Source organism: Amycolatopsis heterodermiae (assembly GCF_034929455.1).
GTDB classification, from domain to species: Bacteria; Actinomycetota; Actinomycetes; order Mycobacteriales; family Pseudonocardiaceae; genus Amycolatopsis; species Amycolatopsis heterodermiae.
Genome location: NZ_JAYFSI010000001.1, coordinates 954,345 through 974,697, shown reverse-complemented (window position 1 = coordinate 974,697; position 20,353 = coordinate 954,345). Strand labels below are relative to the sequence as shown.

Genomic DNA, 20,353 nt, shown 5'->3' with positions numbered 1-20,353 from the left:
CGTGCGCAAAGTCGGTCCCCCGTCGGTGTGATCGTCGGGGGCGAGTATATGGGGGTCGCGGTGCGTGATCGAGCTGTGCCGCCCACGTCAGGAGGGCCGGGGCAGGTGCCTCCTGGCGAACGCGATCAAGGCCCTGGCCGCGGGTCCGGCGGGGCCCGGATCGCGCCACGCCAGGGCCAGCACACCGCGCAACCGCGGCCGGACGATGTCGAGCACCCGGACGTCGCCCTCGTGGTAGCGGGCCAGTGATTCCGGCACCACCGCGACGCCGAGCCCGCGCAGGGCCAGCTGCACCAGGACGTTCGGATCGGCGGCCTCGAACGCGATCCGCGGTGTCAGCCCCTCGGCCGCGAACGCGCTGTCCAGCGCCGTGCGCAGGCCGGTGCCCTTCGGCAACGCCATTAGCGGCGGCCCGGCCAGGTCGGCCAGCGCGACCTCCGCCCGGTCGGCCAGTGGCCCCGAAGGCGCCGTGACCGCGAGGAACGGCTCGTCGATCAGCACCTGCGTCGTGATGCCGGGCGGCGGGTCCGCGGCGAGGCCGACCACCGCCAGGTCGAGCCGGCCCTCCCGCAACGCCGTCAGCATCGTGTCGGAGTTGGCCTCGGCCAGGGTGATCTCCACCGCCGGATACCGCTCGTGGAACCGGGCGAGCAGGTCCGGCAGGCCGACCGGGCCGGCCGACGTCACGGCGCCGAGCGCGACCTGGCCGCGGACGAGCCCGGCCAGCTCGTCGACGGCTTCGCGCACCCCGCGCACCGCCGCGAGCGCGGCCCGCGCGTGCGGCAGCGCGGCCGCGCCGACGTCGGTGAGCCGGGCGGTGCGCCCGGACCGGTCCAGCAGCTCCTGCCCGAGCTCGCGTTCGAGCCGCCGGATCTGCGCGCTGACCCCGGGCTGGGCGACGTGCATTCGCTCGGCCGCGCGCGTGAAGTTGCCTTCCTCCGCGACGGCGACGAAGTACGCGAGCTGGTGCAGTTCCATAAGCACTGATTCTAGCTACCAGACAAAGCAGATCTTGGACTTCTGATCGTCGCGGACTCAAGGTGGAAGGAGCACCGAAGGAGGAGTTCACGATGGACGTCACCCCGCTCACCGGCCAGGTCTTCGAGCCCGGCCAGGACGGTTACGCCGAGGAGGTCGCCGGGTTCCAGCTCGCCGTCGCGAGCCGGCCCGCCGTGGTCGTCGGGGCCGAGACCACCGACGACGTCGTCGCCGCGGTCAAGTTCGCCGCCGCCCACGACCTGCCGGTTTCCGTGCAGGCCACCGGCCACGGCCTGACCGCGGGCACCGAAGGACTGCTGATCAGCACCCGCCGGATGACCGGCGTCGAGATCGACGCCGAGGCCGGCACCGCCCGCGTCGAGGCCGGGGTCCGCTGGGGCGCGGTCCTCGAAGCCGCCGCGAAGCACGGGCTCGCTCCGCTCAGCGGCTCGTCCCCGGACGTCGGCGTCGTCGGCTACACGCTCAGCGGCGGCTTCGGCCTGATGGCCCGCAAGTACGGCCGCGCCGCCGACCACGTCCGCGCGATCGACGTCGTCACCGCCGACGGCTCGCTCCTGCACGCCGAGCCGGGCTCGGACCTGTTCTGGGCGCTGCGCGGCGGCCGTGACGGCTTCGGCGTCGTCACCGCGCTGGAGTTCGACCTGGTCCCGGTGACCGACCTCTACGGCGGCGGCCTCTACTTCGACACGGCCGACATCCCCGCCGTGCTGCGGGCCTGGCGCACGTGGTCGGTGGCCGCGCCGGACACGCTGACGACGTCGCTCGCGCTGATCCCGTACCCGGACCTGCCGATGCTGCCGGAACCGTTGCGCGGCAAGCACATCGCGCACGTGCGCGTCGCCTACCTCGGCGACGGCGGCGACGAGCTGGTGGCGCCACTGCGGGCCGCCGCACCCGCGCTGATGGACACGCTCAAGCGGATGCCGTTCAGCGAGTCCGGGTCGATCGCCGCCGAGCCGCCGAATCCGCACGGCTACCACGGCACCAACGCGACCGTCACCCAGCTCAACAACGCCATGCTCGACGCGATCGTCGAGCACGCCGGTCCCGGCGCGGACGTCGACACCGTGCTGATCGTCGACCGCCTGGGCGGCGCGCTCGCCCGGACGCCGGAGGTGCCGGGGGTGGGCTGGGACAGCGCGGCCGAGTTCGTCGTGCGAGCGCTTTCGGTGGTCGGCGACGACGGGATCGACCCGGTCCGCCACGCCCACGCGAAACTGTTCGACGCGCTGGCGCCGTGGACGAGCGGCCGTCTCCTGCCGTTCGTGTACGGCGAGCACGACCCGGCGGAGGTCGCGCGGAGTGTCTACTCGGCCGCCGACCTGCGGAAGCTTCGCGAGCTGAAGCCGGGGTTCGGCTCTTGACATGACGTCAACAGCGGCGTTTCCTGGATGCGGTACCCGCTCAGGCGAGGAGGCGTCCCGATGGCCGCGACCGCCCTCCGTGACGCCGTTCTCGGCGCCGGGCTGCTGGCCGGCAGCGCGAACGTGATCATGCAGCTCGCTCGCGCGCCGGTCGGTTACGGCGTGCTGGAGAGCCGGGTCGACAGCGGGAACCTCTTCCGGCACCCGGCGAAGCGGACGCGGACCACCCTCACCTACCTCGCCGTCGCGACCATGGGGACCGACGCCGAGCGCGCCGCGTATCGCAAGAGCGTCAACCGGGCGCACACCCAGGTCCATTCGACGCCCGACAGTCCCGTCGCCTACGACGCGTTCGACACCAACCTCCAGCTCTGGGTCGCCGCCTGTCTGTACAAGGGGTTCGAGGACGTCTACCTCGCGTTCGTGGGCGGTGATCCGGAGCGCTTCTACGGCGAGGCCGCGACGCTCGGCACAACCCTGCAGGTCGACCCCGGGATGTGGCCGGGGGACCGCGACGCCTTCGAGGAGTACTGGACCGACGGCGTCGCCGAGGTCGCCATCGACGAAACCGTCCGCCGCTACCTGACCGACATCGTGGACCTGCGGTTCCTGCCGCCCGCCGCGGCCGCGCTCGGCCGCCCGTTCCACCGGTTCGTCACGACCGGCTTCCTCCCGCCGCACTTCCGCGCGGAGATGCGGCTGAGCTGGACCCCGGCCGACCAGCGCCGGTTCGACGCGCTCCTGCGCGCGCTCGGCGTGGTCGTCCGCCGCAGCCCCGGTCCGCTGCGGCGGTTCCCGTTCAACCTCTGCCTCTGGGACCTGCGCCGCCGGCTGCGCACCGGGCGCCCGCCGGTCTGACGGAGGCCCGCAGCGAGTTGACCGCTTCGCGCGCGCAGGCGAAGGTGGGCCGATGAGCAGCGACGAGGTCCGGCACGGCGTCAAGTTGAGCAGTCTCGACCAGGAGGTCTTCCCGGACGCGGGGGCCACCAAGCGCGACCTGCTCGACTACCTCGAAGCGGTCGCCGACCGGATGCTGCCGGAGCTGCACGACCGGCCGCTGTCGGTGGTGCGGGTGCTGCGCGGCCAGGAACCGTTCATGCAGAAGAACCTGCCGAAGTACACGCCGGACTGGGTGGCCCGGCAGTCGCTGTGGGCCGACCGTTCCCGCCGCGAAGTCAGCTACGGGCTGGCCAACGACGTCCGCACGCTGATCTGGTTCGGCAACCAGCGGGCGATCGAATACCACGTGACGCTCTTCCGCGGCGACCCCACGACCGGGCCGACGCACCTGGTCCTGGACCTCGACCCGCCGGAGGACGGCCCGTTCACGCTGGCGATCGACGCCGCGAAGCTGGTGCGGGAGGCGCTGCAGGCCGACGGTCTCGACGGCGCCGTCAAGACCAGTGGTTCGAAGGGCCTGCACGTCTTCGTCCCGCTCGCGCCGGGCCAGTCGACCGAGGACATCGCGGCGGCCACCCGGGCGGTGGCGGCCCGCGCCGAGCGCATCGACCCGGCCCGCGGCACGACGGAGTTCGTCAAGGAACGCCGTGACGGCAAGGTCTTCCTGGACTCGACCCGCTCCGGCGGCGGCACGGTCGTCTGCGTCTACAGCCCGCGCAACCGCCCGGGCGCGCCGGTGTCGTTCCCGGTCCGCTGGGCCGACCTCGACGGCGTCAAACCGTCGGACTTCACGGTCCACACGGCGCCCGGCCTGCTGGCCGACGGGGATCCGTGGACCGAGGAGATGCCGGAGCCGTTCACGCTGCCCGCGGACCTGGTCGAGGAGGGCCACACGATCCCGATCGCCCGGGTCGCGGCGATGCACGAAGGCAAGCGCCGCGCCAAGGCCGCCCGCGAATCGAGCTAGGTTTCGCCCAAGTCCGTGAAGGCCACCTTGAGGGACTCAGAGTCCCTCAAGGTGGCCTTCACGGAAGTCGGCAGTCGGGTCAGGCGGCCTGGTTGTGGGCCGGCCAGGTGGGGCCGTGGTGGGGGGCGGCGCGTCGCCGGGTGATCGCCACGATCGCGCTCGGGCGGGCGGCGGGGACGCGGGTCCGGGCCAGCCAGACGACGTCGCGGCCGAACGACCAGACCAGCGACGCCAGCGCCAGAACCACCGCGGCGACCGTCCAGAGAACCGGCAGGATCCCGGCGACCGCCACCACCAGCACCACACCCTGGACCGCGGCCACCGTCTTGCGCGCCATGCTCGGGTACAGCGGCGCGGTCAGCCAGGGCATGGCCCACGAAGCCGCGACGAACGCGTACCGCATCAGGCCGATCGCGAGCACCCACAGCCCGGCCGTCTCGGCCACCTGGACGCACATCAGCAGGATCAGGAACGCGTCGACCTCCATGTCGAAGCGCGCGCCGAACTCGGACGACGTGCCGGTGCGGCGGGCGACCTGGCCGTCGACGCCGTCGAGGAGCAGGGCGACGGCGATGAGCCCGACCAGCCAGGCGTGCGGGTGACCGCCGTCCGCGATCAGCTCGGCGGCGCAGCCGACCAGGGTCGCGCGGGCGAACGTGATCCAGTCCGCCGGGCCGAATTCGCCACGCCCGGTGCGCTGCAGGCCCCAGCCCGTCAGCAGCACCAGCGCGAGGCCGAACACGAGCCCGGTCGCCCAGGCGATCGGGCTGACGCCGCCGGCGACGGCCCCGCCGGTGAGCACGCACGCCGGCACCGCCGCACGCACGAGAAGTCCCTGCTTGATCATCGTCTGCTCCGCGAAATGCTCATAGGGTGGCGGCGACACCAGCCTCCGGTCGCCTGCTAGGAGAAACACGTGGAACGTGCTTTCTGGGTTCAAAGTCCCGGCGAAGGCGAGATCCGCGCCGTGCCACTGCGGGACCCCGGGCCGGGCGAAGTTCTTGTCCGCACGCTGTTTTCCGGCGTCTCACGCGGCACCGAAACCCTCGTGTTCCGCGGCGGCGTCCCGGCCAGCCAGCACGACGTCATGCGCGCGCCGTTCCAGGAGGGCGACTTCCCCGGGCCGGTCAAGTACGGCTACCTCAACGTCGGCGTGGTCCAGAACGGAGAGCTCCAGGGGAAGACGGTCTTCTGCCTCTACCCGCACCAGACCGCGTACGTCGTCCCGGCGAGCGCCGTGACCCTCGTGCCCGACGACGTCCCGCCCGGCCGCGCGATCCTCGCCGGCACGGTCGAGACCGCGGTCAACGCCGTCTGGGACGCGCGGCCGCGGCTCGGCGACCGGATCGCGGTGATCGGCGCCGGGATGGTCGGCTGCAGCGTCGCGAAGCTCCTCTCCGGTTTCCCCGCGACGCGCGTGCAGCTCGTCGACGTCGACCCGAAGCAGAAGGAGGTCGCCGACGCGCTCGGCGTCGACTTCACGACGCCCGAGGACGCGCTGGGTGACTGCGACCTCGTCGTGCACGCGAGCGCGACGGAAGCCGGGCTCGCGAAGGCGCTGGACCTGCTCGCGCCGGAAGGTGAGGTCGTCGAGCTGTCCTGGTACGGCGACCGGCGGGTGAGCGTGCCGCTCGGCGAGAACTTCCATTCGCGGCGGCTGACGATCCGCAGCAGCCAGGTCGGGACGGTCGCGCGCCCGGACCGCGACTACGCCCAGCGCCTCGGTGTCGCTCTCGAGCTGCTGGCCGACCCGGCGTTCGAAGCGCTGGTCAACGCGGAATGCGCGTTCGACGACCTGCCGTCGATCTTGCCCCGGCTGGCCGCGAATGAACTTTCCGCCCGTTGCCTCCGTGTCATGTATCAGCCGCAGTAACCACGTCCACCCGAACGCATCGGAGGTCTTGGTGTTCAGCATCACCGTCCGTGACCACGTGATGGTCGCCCACAGCTTTCGCGGGGAGGTCTTCGGACCCGCGCAACGCCTGCACGGCGCGACCTTCGTGGTGGATGCCACCTTCCGCCGCACCGACCTCGACGAGGACAACATCGTCGTCGACATCGGCAAGGCCACGGAAGAGCTCGGGGCGGTGCTGAGCGACCTGAACTACCGCAACCTCGACGACGAGCCGGTGTTCAAGGGCATCAACACCTCGACCGAGTTCCTCGCGAAGGTCATCGCCGACCGCCTCGCCGACGCGATCCAAGCCGGACGCCTCGGCGAAGGCGCGCGTGGCCTCGAGGGCATCACCGTCTCGCTGAAGGAATCGCACGTCGCCTGGGCGAGTTACGAGCGTGCGCTGTGAGCGCCATCTACGTCATCCTGCCGGGCGACGTCGACGACCCGGCCGTCCCGAGCGGCGGCAACACCTACGACCGCCGGATGTGCGACGGCCTCACCGCGGCCGGGCTGGACGTGCACGAGATCGCCGTCGGCGGCAGCTGGCCGCGCCCGGACACCGAGGCCCGCGCGGTGCTCGGCCACCTGCTCTCGGCGCTGCCCACCGGGTCCGCCGTGCTGCTCGACGGCCTGGTCGCGTGCGGGGTGCCCGAGGTGATCGTCCCGCAGGCGCGGCGGCTGTCGCTGTCGCTGTCGGTGCTGGTGCACCTGCCGCTGGCCGACGAGACCGGCCTGCCGCCCGCGCTCGCCGCCGAGCTGGACGCGCTGGAGCGCGAGACGCTGCACGCCGCGAGCTCGGTCATCGCGACCAGCGAGTGGGCCGCGCGGCGGCTGATCCGCCACCACGGACTGGCCCCGCACCGCGTCCACGCCGTGACGCCCGGGGTCGACCGGGCGCCGCTGTCGATCGGCACCGACGGGATGTCGCGGCTGGTCTGCGTGGCGAACGTGACCCCGCGCAAGGGCCAGGGCGTGCTCGCCCAGGCCCTCGAAACCGTCGCCGACCTGCGCTGGACCTGCGAATGCGTCGGCGGGATCCGCCGTGAGACGAAGTACGTCGAGCGCCTGCGCGAACACCGCCTCGGCGCCCGCTTCACCCTCACCGGCCCGCGGTCCGGCCAGGCGCTGGCCACGACCTACCACACCGCCGACCTGCTGGTGCTGCCTTCGCGCGCCGAGACGTTCGGCATGGTCGTCACCGAGGCCCTCTCCCGCGGCGTGCCGGTGCTGACCACCGACGTCGACGCGCTGCCCGACACCGTCGGCGTCGCGCCGGACGGCTCGGTGCCCGGGATGCTCGTGCCGGGCGACGACGTCGAAGCGCTCGGGTCCGCGCTGCGCCGCTGGCTGACCGACGCCGACCTCCGCAAGCGTTTGCGCACCTCGGCGCAGCTGCGGCGCGACACGCTGACCGGCTGGGACGACACCGCGCGCCGGATCGCCGAAGTCCTCCAGCGGCAGGAGGCAGCGGCATGAGTGCCTACTCGCCCGAGTGGCTGAGCCTGCGGGAGCCCGCCGACGCGGCGGCCCGCGCGCCCCAGCTGCTCGAACCGCTGCGGGACTACCTGACCGACGACGACGAGGTCGTCATCCGCGACCTCGGCTGCGGCACCGGCTCGCTCGGCCGCTGGCTGGCCGCGCGGCTGCCCGGCACCCAGCACTGGATCCTGCACGACCACGACACGGACCTGCTCGCCCACGCCGTCGCCGGCCTGCCGCGGACCACGCTCGACGGCAGCCCCGTCGACGTCGTCACCGAGCAGCGCGACGTCACGGCGTTGCGGGCCGCCGACCTCGACGGGACGTCGCTGGTCACCGCGTCGGCGCTGCTCGACCTGCTCACCAAGGACGAGGTCACGGCGCTGGCCGGGGCGATCGTCGAGGCCGGCTGCGCCGCGCTGCTGATGCTCTCCGTGGTCGGCCGCGTGGAGCTGGCGCCCGACGACCCGCTCGACGACGAGATCACCGCCGCCTTCAACGCCCACCAGCGCCGGATCACCGGCGGCCGCCGCCTGCTCGGCCCGGCCGCGCTGGACGTCGCCGCGACCGCGTTCGGCCGGCTCGGCGCCACCGTGCTCCGCGCGGACAGCGCCTGGCGGCTCGGCCCGGACCAGGCGGAACTGCAGGGCAGGTGGCTCGAGGGCTGGGTCGGTGCCGCCGTCGAGCAGGTCCCGGACCTGCTTCCCGCCGCCGACGTCTACCTGCAGCGACGGCTGGAGATGGCCGCCGCCGGCGAGCTGTACGCGGTGATCGACCACGGCGACCTGCTGGTCCTGCCGCCGAGCCTGGAAGTGGCGGCGTGAAGCGCGCGCTGGCCTGGCTGCGCATCCTCGCCGCCGTCGGCATCCTCGCCGTCCTCGTCTGGCAGCTCGGCAGCGGAGCCTTCCTGGACGGCCTCGGCCGGATCGACACCGTCGGCGTCGTCGCCGCGCTCGGCATCGGCTTCGCGACGACGCTGTTCAGCGCGGGCCGCTGGCAGATCGTCGCCACCCGGCTCGGCCTGCGGCTTTCGCTGCGCACCGCGGTCGGCGACTACTACCGGGCGCTGTTCCTCAACGGCGTGCTGCCCGCGGGCGTCCTCGGCGACGTCCACCGCGCGGTCCAGCACGGCCGCGAGTCCGGCGACGTGCCGCGCGGCGTGCGCGCCGTCGTCCTGGAGCGCACGGCCGGGCAGGTCGTGCTGATCGGCTCCGCCGTCACCGTCGTGCTGGCCTGGCCGGGGGTCGTGCCGGGCGCGTTCCGCCAGGTCGTGACGCTCTGCGGGGTCGTCGTGGTGCTGCTCGCGGTCGCCGCCGTGGTGGTCGGCCGGGTGGTCGGCGGCCGCTGGATCCACAGCCCGTCGAAGGTGCGCCGCGGCTTCGCCGCCACCCTCGCCGACGTCCGGCTCGGCCTGCTGACCCGCGAGACGTGGCCCGCCGTGGGCTTCCTGTCGGTCGCGACGCTGGCCGGGCACCTGGCGCTGTTCGTCGTCGCGGCGCGGGTCGCCGGGGTGGACGCGCCGGTCGGGCAGCTGCTGCCCCTGATGATCCTCGCGCTGCTCGCGATGGGTCTCCCGCTCAACGTCGGTGGCTTCGGCCCGCGTGAAGGCGTCTGCGCCCTGCTCTTCGGCGCGGCCGGCCTCGGCGCCGCCCAAGGTGTCACCGTCGCCGTCGTCTACGGCGTGCTCTCGCTGGTCGCGAGCCTGCCCGGCGCCGGCGTCCTGCTCGTCCGGAGCGTCGCCGGGTTCCGCCTGGCCCGCGCTCCGCACGCCGGAACCGTCGTTCCCGCCCCGCGCACGGCGGCCGACGTTCCTGTCGAACCAGAGATGGGATTGAAGCCATGACCGCAAGCGAAGCCGTCGAAAACCTGCCGCACCGGGCCGTGGTCGAGCGGGTGGTCGACACCCGGCTCCCGACGCGGCACGGGACCTTCCGCGCGGTCGGCTACCTCGACCGGACCGGCACCGAGCAGGTCGCGCTGGTCCACGGCGAGATCACCGAGCTCGGGACGCTCACCCGCGTGCACAGCGAGTGCCTGACCGGCGATGTCTTCGGCTCGACGCACTGCGAATGCGGCGACCAGCTGGACGCGGCGCTGGACCGGATCGTCGAAGAGGGCGCCGGCGTGCTGATCTACGTCCAGGGCCACGAGGGCCGCGGGATCGGCCTGCTCGCCAAGCTCAAGGCGATGCGGCTGCAGGACGAAGGCCTCGACACGGTCGACGCGAACGTGGCCCTCGGCCTGCCGATCGACGCCCGCGACTACCACTCGGCGGCCGGGATCCTGGCCGATCTGGGGGTCCGCTCGGTGCGGCTGCTGTCGAACAACCCGGAAAAGGCCAACCAGCTCACCCGCTACGGAATCCGGATCAGCGAACTGGTTCCGCTGCTGGTTCCGCCGAATCCGGAGAGCCTCCGCTACCTCCGGACGAAGGCCGAGCGGATGGACCACCTGCTCCCGCACCTGTCAGGCGCTTAACACCTCGAGCACCGCGGCGAAGCGCTGGACCAGCGTGTCCAGCACGACGTGCCCCTTCGCTGCGCTCGCCAGCGACGGACGGCCGACGACGCCCGACTCCGTGTACGCCCGCAGGCCCAGCGTCAGCAGGTGTTCCCGGTCGGTGACGTGGTCGGCCGTCTCGTAGCCCGGCCGGACCAGGTGCGGGTGCGCGTGCAGCAGGATCGACGTCTCCAGCTCGCCCGCGTGCATGTCGTCGTCCAGCGACGTCCGCAGGCCGGCCGCGGTGTGCGCGGCCTGCCAGTCGGCGACACCCGGGAACAACGCCATCGACCCGTTCGACTCCTGGACCACATTGGACAGTACGTAGTTGCCGCCGTGCCCGTTGACCAGCACGAGCCGGTCCACGCCGGACGCTTTCAGCGAGTCCGCGACGTCGGTGACGACGGCGTGCAGGGTGCGCGCGGAGATGCTGACCGTGCCGGGCCACGCGGCGTGCTCGTGCGAGCAGGAGATCGGGAGCGGCGGCAGGTGCAGCACGGGGTGGGCGTCCGCGACGGCTTGCGCGAGCGTCGCCGCGATGACCGTGTCGGTCACCAGAGGCAGGTGCGCGCCGTGCTGCTCGAAGCTGCCGACCGGCAGCACCGCGACCTGCGCACCCCGCCGCTGCTCGTCGACGGTGGTCGTGAGCGGGAACAGGTCGGTCATGGCGCGGCCCTTCTCTATGTTGGGTGGCATGAGCGAGCATGCCGCACTACTGGACGTCGCGCGCGAGGCCGTGGCGAAGGCGACCGGGATCATCCGGTCGCGCCCGAACTTTTCCGTTTCCGCGAAAGGCGATCGCGACCTGGTGACCGACGTCGACACCGCGGTCGAGGACGCGCTGCGCGAGTTCCTCGCCGCCGAGACACCCGAGATCGGCATCCTCGGCGAGGAGCGCGGGCGCAGCGGGGACGCCGGTGACCTGTGGTGGGCGCTCGACCCGATCGACGGCACCGCGAACTTCGCCCGCGGAATTCCACTCTGCGGGATTTCCCTGGCGCTCGTGGACGGTGCGCAGAGCACGGTCGCGGCGATCACGCTGCCCTATCTGGGCGTCACCTACACGGCCGCGCAGGGCGAAGGGGCTTTCGCGAACGGCGAGCGGGTCGCCGCGTCCGCCGCCTCCGAGATGCCGGACGCCATGATCGCCGTGGGTGACTTCGCGATCGGCGAACTCGCGGACGAGAAGAACCGCGCCCGGCTGTTGCTCCTTTCGGACCTGGGCGCGCGGGCGCAGAAGATCAGGATGTACGGCAGCGCGGCGGTCGACCTGGCGTGGGTGGCGGACGGAAAGCTCGACGCAGCACTGATTCTGTCCAACAACCCGTGGGACACGATGGCCGGCGTGCTGCTCGTGCGCGAGGCCGGCGGCGCCGTCGTCGACCGCGACGGGAGCGAGCATTCGGTCGATTCCGCCGCGACGATCGCGGTCGGTGCCGGGCTGCGCAAAGAGATCGTGGACGCGCTTGATCGTGCGTATGGGGTTGTTCGTTAAGATTTCGGGGTACACGGTGGGCAGCGCCACGTGCGTGATTGCACTGTCCGCGCAAGGTTTTCGGTTACGTTGGTACCGGTCGGCGGATGAGCCTGGCATGCTGGCCGGATCTCGTGGGCCGCTTCGGAGAATGGTGGATGCTCGTGGAAAGTCGCCGGATCCGCGATCGGTACCGGCTGATCGAGCCGATCGGCGGCGGTGCGATGGGCACGGTGTGGCGCGCGCAGGACGAGATGCTCGGACGCACGGTGGCGATCAAGGAACTCCTGCTGCCGCACGACCACGACGAGGACCGCACCGAAGAAGCGAAGAACCGCGCGATGCGCGAGGCGCGGATCGCCGCCCGGCTGCAGCATTCCCACGCGATAACGGTGTTCGCCGTCCTCGAAGAGGAGGACCGGCCGTGGCTCGTGATGGAGTACCTCGCGTCGAAGAGCTTCGCCGTCCTGATCCAGGACGAGCCGGTCCCGGTCGACGACGCCATCCGCATCGGCGCGCAGATCAGCTCCGCGCTGGCCGGCGCGCACCGCGTCGGGATCGTGCACCGCGACGTGAAGCCGGCCAACATCCTGGTCTCCGACGACGGCACGGCGAAGATCACCGACTTCGGCATCTCCCGCGCGATCGGTGACGTCAAGCTCACCGCGACCGGCGAGATCGCCGGAACGCCCGCGTACCTCGCGCCCGAGATCGCCCGCGGCGAGGACGCGAGCTTCGCCGCGGACGTCTTCTCCCTCGGCGCCACGCTGTACGCCGCCGTGGAGGGCACCACGCCGTACGGCACCGCGGACAACCCGATCGCCTTGCTCTACAAGGCGTCCAGCGGGGAGATCGAGCCCCCGGTCAAGGCCGAGCGGCTGACCCCGCTGCTGCTGCGGATGCTCGCCACCGAGCCGGACGAGCGGCCGTCGATGGACGAGGTCGAGCAGGAGCTGCGCGCGCTGCTGACCGACGAGGAGCCGGGGGAGGCCGTGCTCGCGGCGACGATCCCGGACGCCCCGGCCGCGGTGCCCGACATGCCGGCCTCGGCCGCCATCCCGCCTCCGGCGGGCGAGGTCGCCACGGTGTCGCCCGGCGCGCGCAAGGGCATGATCGCCGTCGGCGCGGGCGCGGCGCTGCTGTGCGTCGCGGTCGTCGTGGCGATCCTGCTGGTCGTGCGCCAGAGACCGCCGCAGGACACCGCCGCCCCGCCGGCGTCGCCCGCGCCCTCCACCTCGGCTTCGACCACTCCGTCGGCCTCGCCGTCCCCGACGCCCGCGCCCACCTCGGCGCCGTCGACCTCGGTACCGCCCACGTCACCGACGGTCTCGACGGTGGCGTCCGCGAAGACCGCGGCCGACGCGCTGTCCGCCTACTACCAATTGCTCCCGAGTAACACCGCGGAAGCGTGGAAGCTGCTCACGGACAAGTTCAAGGCGTCCCGCCACCAGACCTACGCGACCTACACGGGCTGGTGGCGGCAGTTCAAGTCGGTGCAGGCCACGAGCGTCACGCCGGCCGGGCCCGACCGGGTCACCGCCCACGTCGTCTACGACGGCAAGCAGCCGGAGACGGACACCTTCACGATGGTCCAGGTGAACGGTGTCTGGATGATCGACGGCCAGAGCTGAACCGAACCGCTTCCGCCCGCGTGTGACAGATGAGCCGTCATCGTCGTCGACCGCGCTGGAGGTAGCCGTGCCCGATTCCACCGCTGTGCCCCGGCGCTCGCGATGAGGCCCGCCGACCCGATGGTCTTCATCCTGCCGGCCGCGCCGGCGGGCAGTGACACCTACGACAAGCGCATGTGCCAGAACCTGCCCGCCGTCGGGCAGCCGGTGCTGGAGCTGCCGATCGACGGCGACTGGCCGGAGCCGGACGCGACGGCCCGCAGACGGCTCGCGCGGTCCCTGACCGCGCTGCCCGACCGGACGGTGGTGCTGCTCGACGGCATGATCGCGTCCGGCGTGCCCGAGATCGTCGTCCCGCACGCCCGGCGGCTGCGGCTGGCCGTGCTGGTGCACCAGGCCCTCGCCGACGAGCCCGGCCTCGACCCCGCGCACCGCGCCGAGCTGGACGCGTGCGAGCGCGAGACGCTGCGGATGGCCGGCATGGTCGTCGCGACCAGCCCCTGGCTGGCCCGGCAGCTGATCGACCGCCACGACCTCGACCCGGGCCGGGTGTACGTGGCCAGGCCGGGCACCGACGCGGCCCCGCTGGCCGCGGGCGCGGACGGCGTGTCCCGGTTGCTGTGCGTCGGCGACGTCACCCGCCGCAACGGCCAGGACGTGCTGGTCGAGGCCCTGGGCGAGGTCGACCACCTGGCGCTGTCGTGCGTCTGCGTCGGCTCGCTGACGGCGTCCCCCGGCTACGTGGACGAGCTGGGCTGGTCGATCGAGCGCCTGGGCCTGGGCGGCCGCATCACCCTGTCCGGCGACGCGGTGGATTTGGGAGCGGCCTACAACGCGGCGGACCTGCTGGTGATCCCGTCCCGCGGGGGCGCGTCGAGCATGTTCGTGGCGCAGGCCCTGGCCCGCGGCATCCCGGTCCTCGCGACCGAGGTGGGCGGGGTCTACGACGCGCTGGGCGTGGACGCGGACGGCGAGATGCCAGGACTGCTGGTCCCGCCGAACGACCCGTTCGCCCTGGCGGACGCGCTGCACCGCTGGTACGCGGACCCTGAGCTGCGTCGTTCGTTGCGCACGGCGGCACTGGGCCGCGGGAGCGCCTTGGAGGAGTGGGACGTGGCGGCGCGGCGGCTGACGCACGTGTTGTCGAGGTTGGCGTCGGAGCCGCGCATCGTGGCTTGAGCCTTGCCGCGGCCGATCGGGTCCGATCCGGGGTGTCTTTCGTGATCTCGTCTCCGCGGACATCGAGTGGATCGACTCCGGAAGAAGCGGTTCAAGCGGCCTCGTGGGTGCGGTTCGTCGATCGCCCTGCCGCCGGTCGCCATGGTCACGCTGCTGGCTGGGCTCGAAACCTTCTTCACCTGGCGCTCCCGCTCGCTGCTGACGGAGGCTTCTACGCCGAACAGCAGGAGCTGTGGGCCGACGTGAGCCGCCGGTAGGTCGAGTTCCGGAAACACGACCGGGCACCCCAGCCGGAAGTCCGGCCCTGACCGATTCCTTTCACCGCCCCCACTGGTCAGAGCATCATGACCGTCGTGACTCCGGACTTCGAGGCCTTCCGGCGTGAGCTGCTGGCGCACTGCTACCGCATGCTCGGCACCCCCGACGAGGCCGAGGACGTCGTCCAGGAGACCTACCTCCGGGCCTGGCGGGCCTACGACCGCTTCGAGGGCCGCGCCTCGCTGCGCACCTGGCTCTACCGGATCGCCACCAACGCCTGCCTGACCGCCCTCGAACAGCGCGGACGCCGCCCGCTCCCGTCCGGGCTCGGCGCGCCCGCCGCCGATCCGGACGCGCCGCCGATCGCGGCCGAGCCGGGTGATCTCTGGCCGCGGCCGATCCCGGACGCCCTGATCACCCCCGAAGACGAAGACCCCGCGGCGATCATCGCGGCCCGCGACGGCGTCCGTCTCGCGCTCATCGCCGGGCTGCAACTGCTCCCGCCGCGGCAGCGCGCCGTGCTGATCCTGCGCGAGGTGCTGGCGTTCCCGGCGGCCGAGGTCGCGGAGATGCTCGGCACCAGCGTCGCCGCCGTGAAGAGCACCCTCCAACGCGCTCGCGCCACCCTCAACACCACCCCGGACGTCCCGGAGCTCACCGAGCCGGAACAGCGCGAACTCCTCGACCGCTACATGGAGGCGTTCGTGAACTCCGACCTGAACGCCTGGAGCAGGTCCTGCGCGACGACGCCGTGATCGAGCCGGTCCCGTCCCGCACGTGGTTCGCGGGCAAGCGCACCTGCGTCGCCTTCCTGCGGCACGTGATGGGCGAGCCGGGCGACTGGCACATGACGCCAACCCGCGCGAACGGCCAGCCCGCGGCGATCACCCACTACCGCGGCGAGCCGTACGGCATCGCCGTCCTGACCACCACGCCCCGGGGCATCGCGCGGATCACCGTCTTCGGCTTCCCTGACCTGGTGGAACGGTTCGCCGGAGCCCCGGCGAACCGAACCGTCACGCCAGGGTGAGCGCGTAGATCTCGACCCGCGGGTCGTTCGGCAGGCTCACCGACTGCAGCGTCTTGCCGCCGTCGAGCGCGGCCGAGATGCCGAACAGCCGCACCGGCGGCCCGTCGACGCCGCTGCCCGCCTTGATGCGGTGCGGCATGTCGAGCACCACCGGGCTGCCCGAGCCGGCCCAGTCGCCGAACGTCGCGGCCAGGTCGGCGCTCGTGCCGTCCGTGTAGTGCGCGGTCAGCGTGGTCGTCACCGGGCCGTTGTGCGACGACCCGACCAGCCGCAGCGCACCGTGCGCCCCCGCCGGGAGCAGCAGCGACTGCCCTCGCGCCTCGACGAAGTTCGCCGCGGTTCCCGACGCGTCCGGCGCCGCGTACGTGACGCCGTCCCAGGTCACCGGGCCCGCCGGCGGCAGCAGCGAAGCGTCGTAGCTCCAGCCGCCGCCGTCGAAGTTGCCTTCGGTGGACGCGGCGACCGTCGCCGTGCCGTCGTGGTTGTAGTCGCGGCCCAGGTCGACCGCGCACTGCGTCCCCGAGGTCACGCACGCCGACGGCGTCCGCACCTCGATCGTCACCGAGCGGGTCACCGTGTTCGCGCCCAGCCCGGCCACCTTGACCTGCACCGGATACGTCCCGGCCGCGGCACCCGCGGGCACCGTCACCGTGATCGGCACCGCCTTCTGCACCGGCAGCCGCCCGGACCAGATCAGGTCGACCGGCTGGACCTTGGCCTTCCACCCCGACGGCGCGGTCGCCGTCACGGTCACCGGCTGCAGCAGCGGGTTCTGTGCGAGGACGTCCAGGTCGAGGTGCACCTGCTGCGCCGCGCCGGCGGGGATCACCACGGACGTCTGCCGCAGCGACGCGTCGACGTGCCGCCGCAGGTCACCGACGGCGTTGTTCACCGAAGGCGGCTCGGAATTGGTCCCCCACGAAGAGGGCTTCGACCCGAGCTTGTGGTTCAAGGTGCCGCCGTGCGCAACAGCGGACCAGTCCAGCGAGGTCTGCCGGACGTCACGGCCGTTGAGCGACACGCTCTGGACGTAGCGGTTGGTGTCGCTCGCCCCCGGCGCGTTCACGGTCAGCGTGCCGCCCTGCGAGCGCCCGTACTGTCCGATCCGGACGGTCGCCGACTCGAACTGCGGGCTCGACACGGCGAGGAAGTTCGCGCCGCTCATCGTCGGGTACAGCCCGAGCGACGAGAAGACGTACCACGCGGACATCGTGCCGAGGTCGTCGTTGCCGGTCATGCCGTCGGGGCCGGTGGTGAACAGCGTCATCGCCGCGCGGACGACGGTCGCGGTCTTCGCCGGCGCGCCGACCCAGTTGTACATGTACGGCGCGAGCAGGTCGGGCTCGTTGTTCGGGTTGTACGTCGCCTTGCCGTAGTAGTCGTACGGGCTGGAGATCCAGTCGTTGCGGGCGGTGCCCGCCGGGTCGGTGAGCAGCTTGTCGTAGGCGAAGAACGAGTCGAGCCGCTTCTGCGTCGCGGGCTTGCCGCCCATCAGGTTCACGAGCCCGGCCGGGTCCTGCGGCACGAGCCACTGGTACTGGTAGGCGCCGCCTTCGTGGAACTGGTGGTCGGCGTCGACCGGGTTGTACGGCGTGAGGAACGTGCCCTCGGTCGTGCGCGGCCGGAACTGCTGCGTGGACGAGTCCCAGAGGTTCTTGTACCACTGGCCGCGGTCGGCGAACATCCGCGCGTCGGCCTGGTGGTTCAACCCGCGGGCCATCAGCGCGAGCGCCGCGTCGGCCGCCGAGTACTCCATGGTCGCGGACGCCGGGTGCTCGCAGTCGTTGTCGCCGCCCTTGGCCGCGCAGTCCGTGCCCAGCGTGAGCCCGCTCGGGATGTACCCGCGGTCGTTGTAGTAGTTGACGCCGGAGCGCCCGTTGTACGGCGAATCAGCCGGCGGCGTGCTCGTCGCGTTCTTCTTGAGCAGCCCGTACGCCTCTTCTTCGTGCCCGGCGAGCAGGCCCTTCGACCACGCCTCGACGAGGAACGGCGTCACCGGGTCACCGGTCATGATGTTGGTTTCGCTCTCGGCCAGCGCCCACCGCGGCAGCCACCCGCCGTCGCGTCCGATGGCGACGACCGACAGCGCGACGTCCCGCGCGACCTGCGGTTCGAGCATCTCGAGCAGCTGGTTCTGCGGCCGGTAGGTGTCCCAGAGCGAGAAGTTCTGGTAAGGCGTGTAACCACTCGCCGTGTGGACCTTGCCGTCGAAGCCGGTGTACGCGCCGTCCGTGTCGCCGGCGAGGTTCGGGTGCAGCTGCGAGTGGTAGAGCGCGGTGTAGAACGCCGTCTGCCGCTCGGTGGTGCCGCCGCCGATCTTGATCGCGCCGAGCCGGTCGGCCCACTGCTGGTGCAGCGCGGTCTTCGTGGCGTCGAAGTCGAAGTCCTTGGTCTCGGCCGCCAGGTTCTTCCGCGCGCCGTCGAGCCCGGTGTAGGACAGGCCGACCTTGAGGACGACGTCGTGGTCGGTGGTGGCGTCGAAGCTCGCCCAGGCGCCGTTGCCGCCGGTGCCCGCGGCGTCGCGGCTGCCCGGCGTGCGCGTCGAGTCGCGCCAGGTGCCGTACGAGCTGAACGGCCGGTCGAAGGTGGCGGTGAAGTAGACGGTGTGCTCGTCGTGCCCGGCGCAGAACCCGCCGGCCTTGACCCGCCCTTCGAGCGTCCGGTCACCGACGACGTGGATCTCGGAGTCCTTGACGGACTGGTTGGCCTGCCCGGTGTTGAACAGGACGTTCGCCTGCCCGGTCGACGGGAAGGCGTAGCGCTGCCAGCCGGTGCGCGCGGTCGCCGTCAGCTCGGCGTTCACGCCGTACTTCTTGAGGCCGACGCGGTAGTAGCCGGGCTCGGCGTGCTCGTCGTCGTGGCTGTACTCGGACTTGTAGGCGTCCTTGTCAACGTTGTCGACGGCGCCGGTGGTCGGCATGATCGGCAGCTCGCCCATGACACCGCAGCCGACGCCGGACAGGTGCGTCTGGCTGAAGCCGTAGATCGCGTTCTGCAGGTAGTCGTACCCACCCTGCCCGCCGGTGTCCGGGCTGACCTGCACCATCCCGAACGGCGCGCTCGCCCCGGGGAAGGTGTTGCCGAAGTTCTGCGTGCCGACGAAGGGGTTGACCAGGCTCACCGGATCCGCCACGGGCGCGGCCTGCGCCACGGCGGGCGCCAGCCCGGTGACCACCACCCCCACCGCCACCGCGGCGGCCAACCGTCTGCTCTGCGACCACATGGGCGCACCTCTCAGGAGATGACAACGTTGTCAGAAGCGGACCATTGGTCAGGCCCTCGGTCCGGTGAGCACCTTTCCACCTCGATGGGCGTTTGAGAAGCCCTCAACCGGCCGCTTCGCGGAGTAACCGGGCGGCGTCACTGACAGCGTTGTCGGCCAGGTTGCCGTAGCCGAGCACCAGCGCCGGCTCGCCGGGAGCCACGCGGTACCCGTCGAGATCCGCCACCTTGACGCCCTTCGCGCGCGCTTGTTCCGTCACGTCGGCCGCGTTGCGATCGAGGTGCAGCACGAGGTGCAGCCCGGCGGCGACACCGGACAGCCGCGCGGGCCCGAGCGCCTCGACGAGCCGGTCGCGCCGGGCGCGGTACCGCAACCGCGCGGCTCGCAGGTGCCGGTCGTAGCCGCCGTTGTCGACGAATTCGGCGAGCGCCAGCTGGTCGACCACCGGTGGCGCGTGACCGGGGAGCGTCCACTGTGGAGGGAGCGCGACCCAGCCGAGCCCGAGCGCCGGGCTGAGCGTCTTGCTGACGGATCCGAACAGCGCGACCCGTGTCGGATCCCTGCCCTGGACGGTGCCGACCGGACGCCGGTCGTACCGGAACTCGGCGTCGTAGTCGTCCTCGAGGATCAGCCCGTCGACGTCCCGAGCCCAGTCGAGGAGTTCGGCACGCCGTCGAGGGGAAAGGACGGTGCCGGTGGGGAACTGGTGCGCCGGCGTGACGAGCACGGCTCGCGTCCCGCGCGGGATCCGGCCGGCGTCGATGCCCTCTTCGTCGACCGGCACCGGGTCGATCGTCATCCCGGTCGCCGCGGCGGCGCGCCGCAACCGCGTCCAGCCGGGGTCTTCGACGGCCAGCCGCGTGACGCCCCGTCCGAGCAGGGCGCGGCAGACGCGGGTCACGCCGTCGGTGACACCGCCGCAGATCACGACGTCGTCCGTTTCGGCACCCCGGACCCGCCGCAGGTACCCGGCGAGGGTGGTGCGCAGCCGCGGGTGCCCGGCCCGGTCGGGGAGCCCGAAGTCGGCGTGCGGCACGGTGGTGAGCACCCCGCGCACGGCGTCGGCCCACCGCTGCCGCGGGAAGTGCCGCAGGTCGGGCAGCCCGGGCGCGAGGTCGTACCGCGGCGGGAGTTCGTTCCGCGCAGGGGCTTTCGGCGGCGGTTCGCTCGCGACACGGCGTACGCGGGTGGCCGAGCCGGTGCGCCCGTCGAGGTAGCCCTCGGCGACGAGCTGGGCGTAGGCCTGGGTGACGACCCACCGCGAGCACCCGAGATCGGCGGCGAGCTGACGGCTCGGCGGCACGGCGACGCCGTCTTCGAGCCCGCGGATCGCCCGGCGCAGGGCGCGCGCGAGCTGGTCGTGCTTCGGCCCCGGCCCGCTCAGGTCCAGCAGGACGCCCCAATTGGTCTGTGATCCGGCCACGTCATTGGACTGTAGTACCGGACCGATTCT

General features: G+C 72.4%; 19 protein-coding genes. 14 read left to right on the top strand and 5 right to left on the bottom strand.

Going from position 1 to position 20,353, the window contains the following annotated elements; translation table 11 throughout:
* Positions 1-87 precede the first annotated feature (87 nt).
* Entirely contained in the window at positions 88-978 is an 891-nt protein-coding gene (locus tag VA596_RS04715; RefSeq protein ID WP_323323964.1) for a LysR family transcriptional regulator, read from the bottom strand.
* Positions 979-1,070: 92 nt separating this feature from the next.
* Between VA596_RS04715 and VA596_RS04710 the strand changes: the two genes are divergently transcribed.
* From VA596_RS04710 to ligD, 3 genes are read left to right on the top strand one after another with little or no spacing between them, the layout of a single operon-like run.
* A complete protein-coding gene (locus tag VA596_RS04710; RefSeq protein WP_323323962.1) occupies positions 1,071-2,363 on the top strand; it encodes an FAD-binding oxidoreductase in 1,293 nt (430 codons plus the stop codon).
* 60 nt (positions 2,364-2,423) lie between these two features.
* Positions 2,424-3,221 (top strand): oxygenase MpaB family protein, encoded by a 798-nt coding sequence (locus VA596_RS04705; RefSeq protein WP_323323960.1) that lies wholly within the window; start codon positions 2,424-2,426, stop codon positions 3,219-3,221.
* Between the two features lie 52 nt (positions 3,222-3,273).
* Positions 3,274-4,230: a non-homologous end-joining DNA ligase gene (gene ligD / locus VA596_RS04700; RefSeq protein WP_323323958.1), complete on the top strand. Its 957-nt coding sequence runs from the start codon at positions 3,274-3,276 to the stop codon at positions 4,228-4,230.
* A 79-nt stretch (positions 4,231-4,309) separates the two neighbouring features.
* Here ligD and VA596_RS04695 read toward each other — a convergent pair whose 3' ends face one another.
* The gene (locus tag VA596_RS04695) at positions 4,310-5,077 is read right to left on the bottom strand and encodes a CDP-alcohol phosphatidyltransferase family protein (RefSeq protein ID WP_323323956.1); all 768 of its coding nucleotides are present in this window, start codon (positions 5,075-5,077) and stop codon (positions 4,310-4,312) included.
* Positions 5,078-5,146: 69 nt separating this feature from the next.
* Here VA596_RS04695 and VA596_RS04690 point away from each other — a divergent pair, with 69 nt between their 5' ends.
* From VA596_RS04690 to ribA, 6 genes are read left to right on the top strand one after another with little or no spacing between them, the layout of a single operon-like run.
* A complete protein-coding gene (locus VA596_RS04690; protein ID WP_323323954.1) occupies positions 5,147-6,103 on the top strand; it encodes a zinc-dependent alcohol dehydrogenase in 957 nt (318 codons plus the stop codon).
* A gap of 31 nt (positions 6,104-6,134) precedes the next feature.
* The gene (locus VA596_RS04685) at positions 6,135-6,533 is read left to right on the top strand and encodes a 6-pyruvoyl trahydropterin synthase family protein (protein ID WP_323323953.1); all 399 of its coding nucleotides are present in this window, start codon (positions 6,135-6,137) and stop codon (positions 6,531-6,533) included.
* 5 nt (positions 6,534-6,538) lie between these two features.
* The gene (locus tag VA596_RS04680) at positions 6,539-7,603 is read left to right on the top strand and encodes a glycosyltransferase family 4 protein (protein ID WP_410171866.1); all 1,065 of its coding nucleotides are present in this window, start codon (positions 6,539-6,541) and stop codon (positions 7,601-7,603) included.
* Complete coding sequence (locus VA596_RS04675; RefSeq protein ID WP_323323950.1) at positions 7,600-8,430, top strand: class I SAM-dependent methyltransferase; 831 nt, start codon at positions 7,600-7,602, stop codon at positions 8,428-8,430. The genes VA596_RS04680 and VA596_RS04675 overlap by 4 nt, the downstream gene beginning before the upstream one ends.
* Entirely contained in the window at positions 8,427-9,449 is a 1,023-nt protein-coding gene (locus VA596_RS04670; protein ID WP_323323948.1) for a lysylphosphatidylglycerol synthase transmembrane domain-containing protein, read from the top strand. Before VA596_RS04675 ends, VA596_RS04670 begins: the two co-directional genes overlap by 4 nt.
* Positions 9,446-10,084 (top strand): GTP cyclohydrolase II, encoded by a 639-nt coding sequence (gene ribA / locus VA596_RS04665; protein ID WP_323323945.1) that lies wholly within the window; start codon positions 9,446-9,448, stop codon positions 10,082-10,084. Before VA596_RS04670 ends, ribA begins: the two co-directional genes overlap by 4 nt.
* Here ribA and VA596_RS04660 read toward each other — a convergent pair.
* Entirely contained in the window at positions 10,073-10,771 is a 699-nt protein-coding gene (locus tag VA596_RS04660) for a creatininase family protein (protein ID WP_323323943.1), read from the bottom strand. The two genes, ribA and VA596_RS04660, sit on opposite strands and share 12 nt — an antisense overlap.
* Before the next feature lie 28 nt (positions 10,772-10,799).
* On the opposite strand from VA596_RS04660, the gene VA596_RS04655 reads away from it, so the two are divergent.
* From VA596_RS04655 to VA596_RS04635, 5 genes are all read left to right on the top strand, one after another.
* The gene (locus tag VA596_RS04655; RefSeq protein ID WP_323325649.1) at positions 10,800-11,600 is read left to right on the top strand and encodes an inositol monophosphatase family protein; all 801 of its coding nucleotides are present in this window, start codon (positions 10,800-10,802) and stop codon (positions 11,598-11,600) included.
* 137 nt (positions 11,601-11,737) lie between these two features.
* The gene (locus VA596_RS04650; protein ID WP_323323942.1) at positions 11,738-13,210 is read left to right on the top strand and encodes a serine/threonine-protein kinase; all 1,473 of its coding nucleotides are present in this window, start codon (positions 11,738-11,740) and stop codon (positions 13,208-13,210) included.
* Positions 13,211-13,249: 39 nt separating this feature from the next.
* Entirely contained in the window at positions 13,250-14,389 is a 1,140-nt protein-coding gene (locus VA596_RS04645) for a glycosyltransferase (protein WP_323325647.1), read from the top strand.
* A 344-nt stretch (positions 14,390-14,733) separates the two neighbouring features.
* Positions 14,734-15,402 (top strand): RNA polymerase subunit sigma-70, encoded by a 669-nt coding sequence (locus VA596_RS04640; RefSeq protein WP_323323940.1) that lies wholly within the window; start codon positions 14,734-14,736, stop codon positions 15,400-15,402.
* Positions 15,399-15,677: a sigma-70 family RNA polymerase sigma factor family protein gene (locus tag VA596_RS04635; RefSeq protein ID WP_323323938.1), complete on the top strand. Its 279-nt coding sequence runs from the start codon at positions 15,399-15,401 to the stop codon at positions 15,675-15,677. Before VA596_RS04640 ends, VA596_RS04635 begins: the two co-directional genes overlap by 4 nt.
* On the opposite strand, the gene VA596_RS04630 is transcribed toward VA596_RS04635, so the two are convergent.
* Together VA596_RS04630 and pdxR are read right to left on the bottom strand one after the other, a co-directional pair.
* Positions 15,664-18,900 (bottom strand): GH92 family glycosyl hydrolase, encoded by a 3,237-nt coding sequence (locus tag VA596_RS04630; RefSeq protein WP_323323936.1) that lies wholly within the window; start codon positions 18,898-18,900, stop codon positions 15,664-15,666. The genes VA596_RS04635 and VA596_RS04630 overlap by 14 nt on opposite strands.
* A 103-nt stretch (positions 18,901-19,003) precedes the next feature.
* Positions 19,004-20,323 (bottom strand): MocR-like pyridoxine biosynthesis transcription factor PdxR, encoded by a 1,320-nt coding sequence (pdxR, locus tag VA596_RS04625; protein WP_323323935.1) that lies wholly within the window; start codon positions 20,321-20,323, stop codon positions 19,004-19,006.
* Positions 20,324-20,353 lie beyond the last annotated feature (30 nt).

Bases quoted from the DNA above. Each gene is read 5' to 3' on its own strand.
- VA596_RS04715 (WP_323323964.1), bottom strand. From the start codon at position 978: ATGGAACTGCACCAGCTCGCGTACTTCGTCGCCGTCGCGGAGGAAGGC.
- VA596_RS04630 (WP_323323936.1), bottom strand. From the start codon at position 18,900: ATGTGGTCGCAGAGCAGACGGTTGGCCGCCGCGGTGGCGGTGGGGGTG.
- ribA (WP_323323945.1), top strand. From the start codon at position 9,446: ATGACCGCAAGCGAAGCCGTCGAAAACCTGCCGCACCGGGCCGTGGTC.
- VA596_RS04710 (WP_323323962.1), top strand. From the start codon at position 1,071: ATGGACGTCACCCCGCTCACCGGCCAGGTCTTCGAGCCCGGCCAGGAC.
- VA596_RS04705 (WP_323323960.1), top strand. From the start codon at position 2,424: ATGGCCGCGACCGCCCTCCGTGACGCCGTTCTCGGCGCCGGGCTGCTG.
- VA596_RS04650 (WP_323323942.1), top strand. From the start codon at position 11,738: ATGCTCGTGGAAAGTCGCCGGATCCGCGATCGGTACCGGCTGATCGAG.
- VA596_RS04675 (WP_323323950.1), top strand. From the start codon at position 7,600: ATGAGTGCCTACTCGCCCGAGTGGCTGAGCCTGCGGGAGCCCGCCGAC.
- VA596_RS04660 (WP_323323943.1), bottom strand. From the start codon at position 10,771: ATGACCGACCTGTTCCCGCTCACGACCACCGTCGACGAGCAGCGGCGG.
- VA596_RS04640 (WP_323323940.1), top strand. From the start codon at position 14,734: ATGACCGTCGTGACTCCGGACTTCGAGGCCTTCCGGCGTGAGCTGCTG.
- VA596_RS04655 (WP_323325649.1), top strand. From the start codon at position 10,800: ATGAGCGAGCATGCCGCACTACTGGACGTCGCGCGCGAGGCCGTGGCG.
- VA596_RS04695 (WP_323323956.1), bottom strand. From the start codon at position 5,077: ATGATCAAGCAGGGACTTCTCGTGCGTGCGGCGGTGCCGGCGTGCGTG.
- ligD (WP_323323958.1), top strand. From the start codon at position 3,274: ATGAGCAGCGACGAGGTCCGGCACGGCGTCAAGTTGAGCAGTCTCGAC.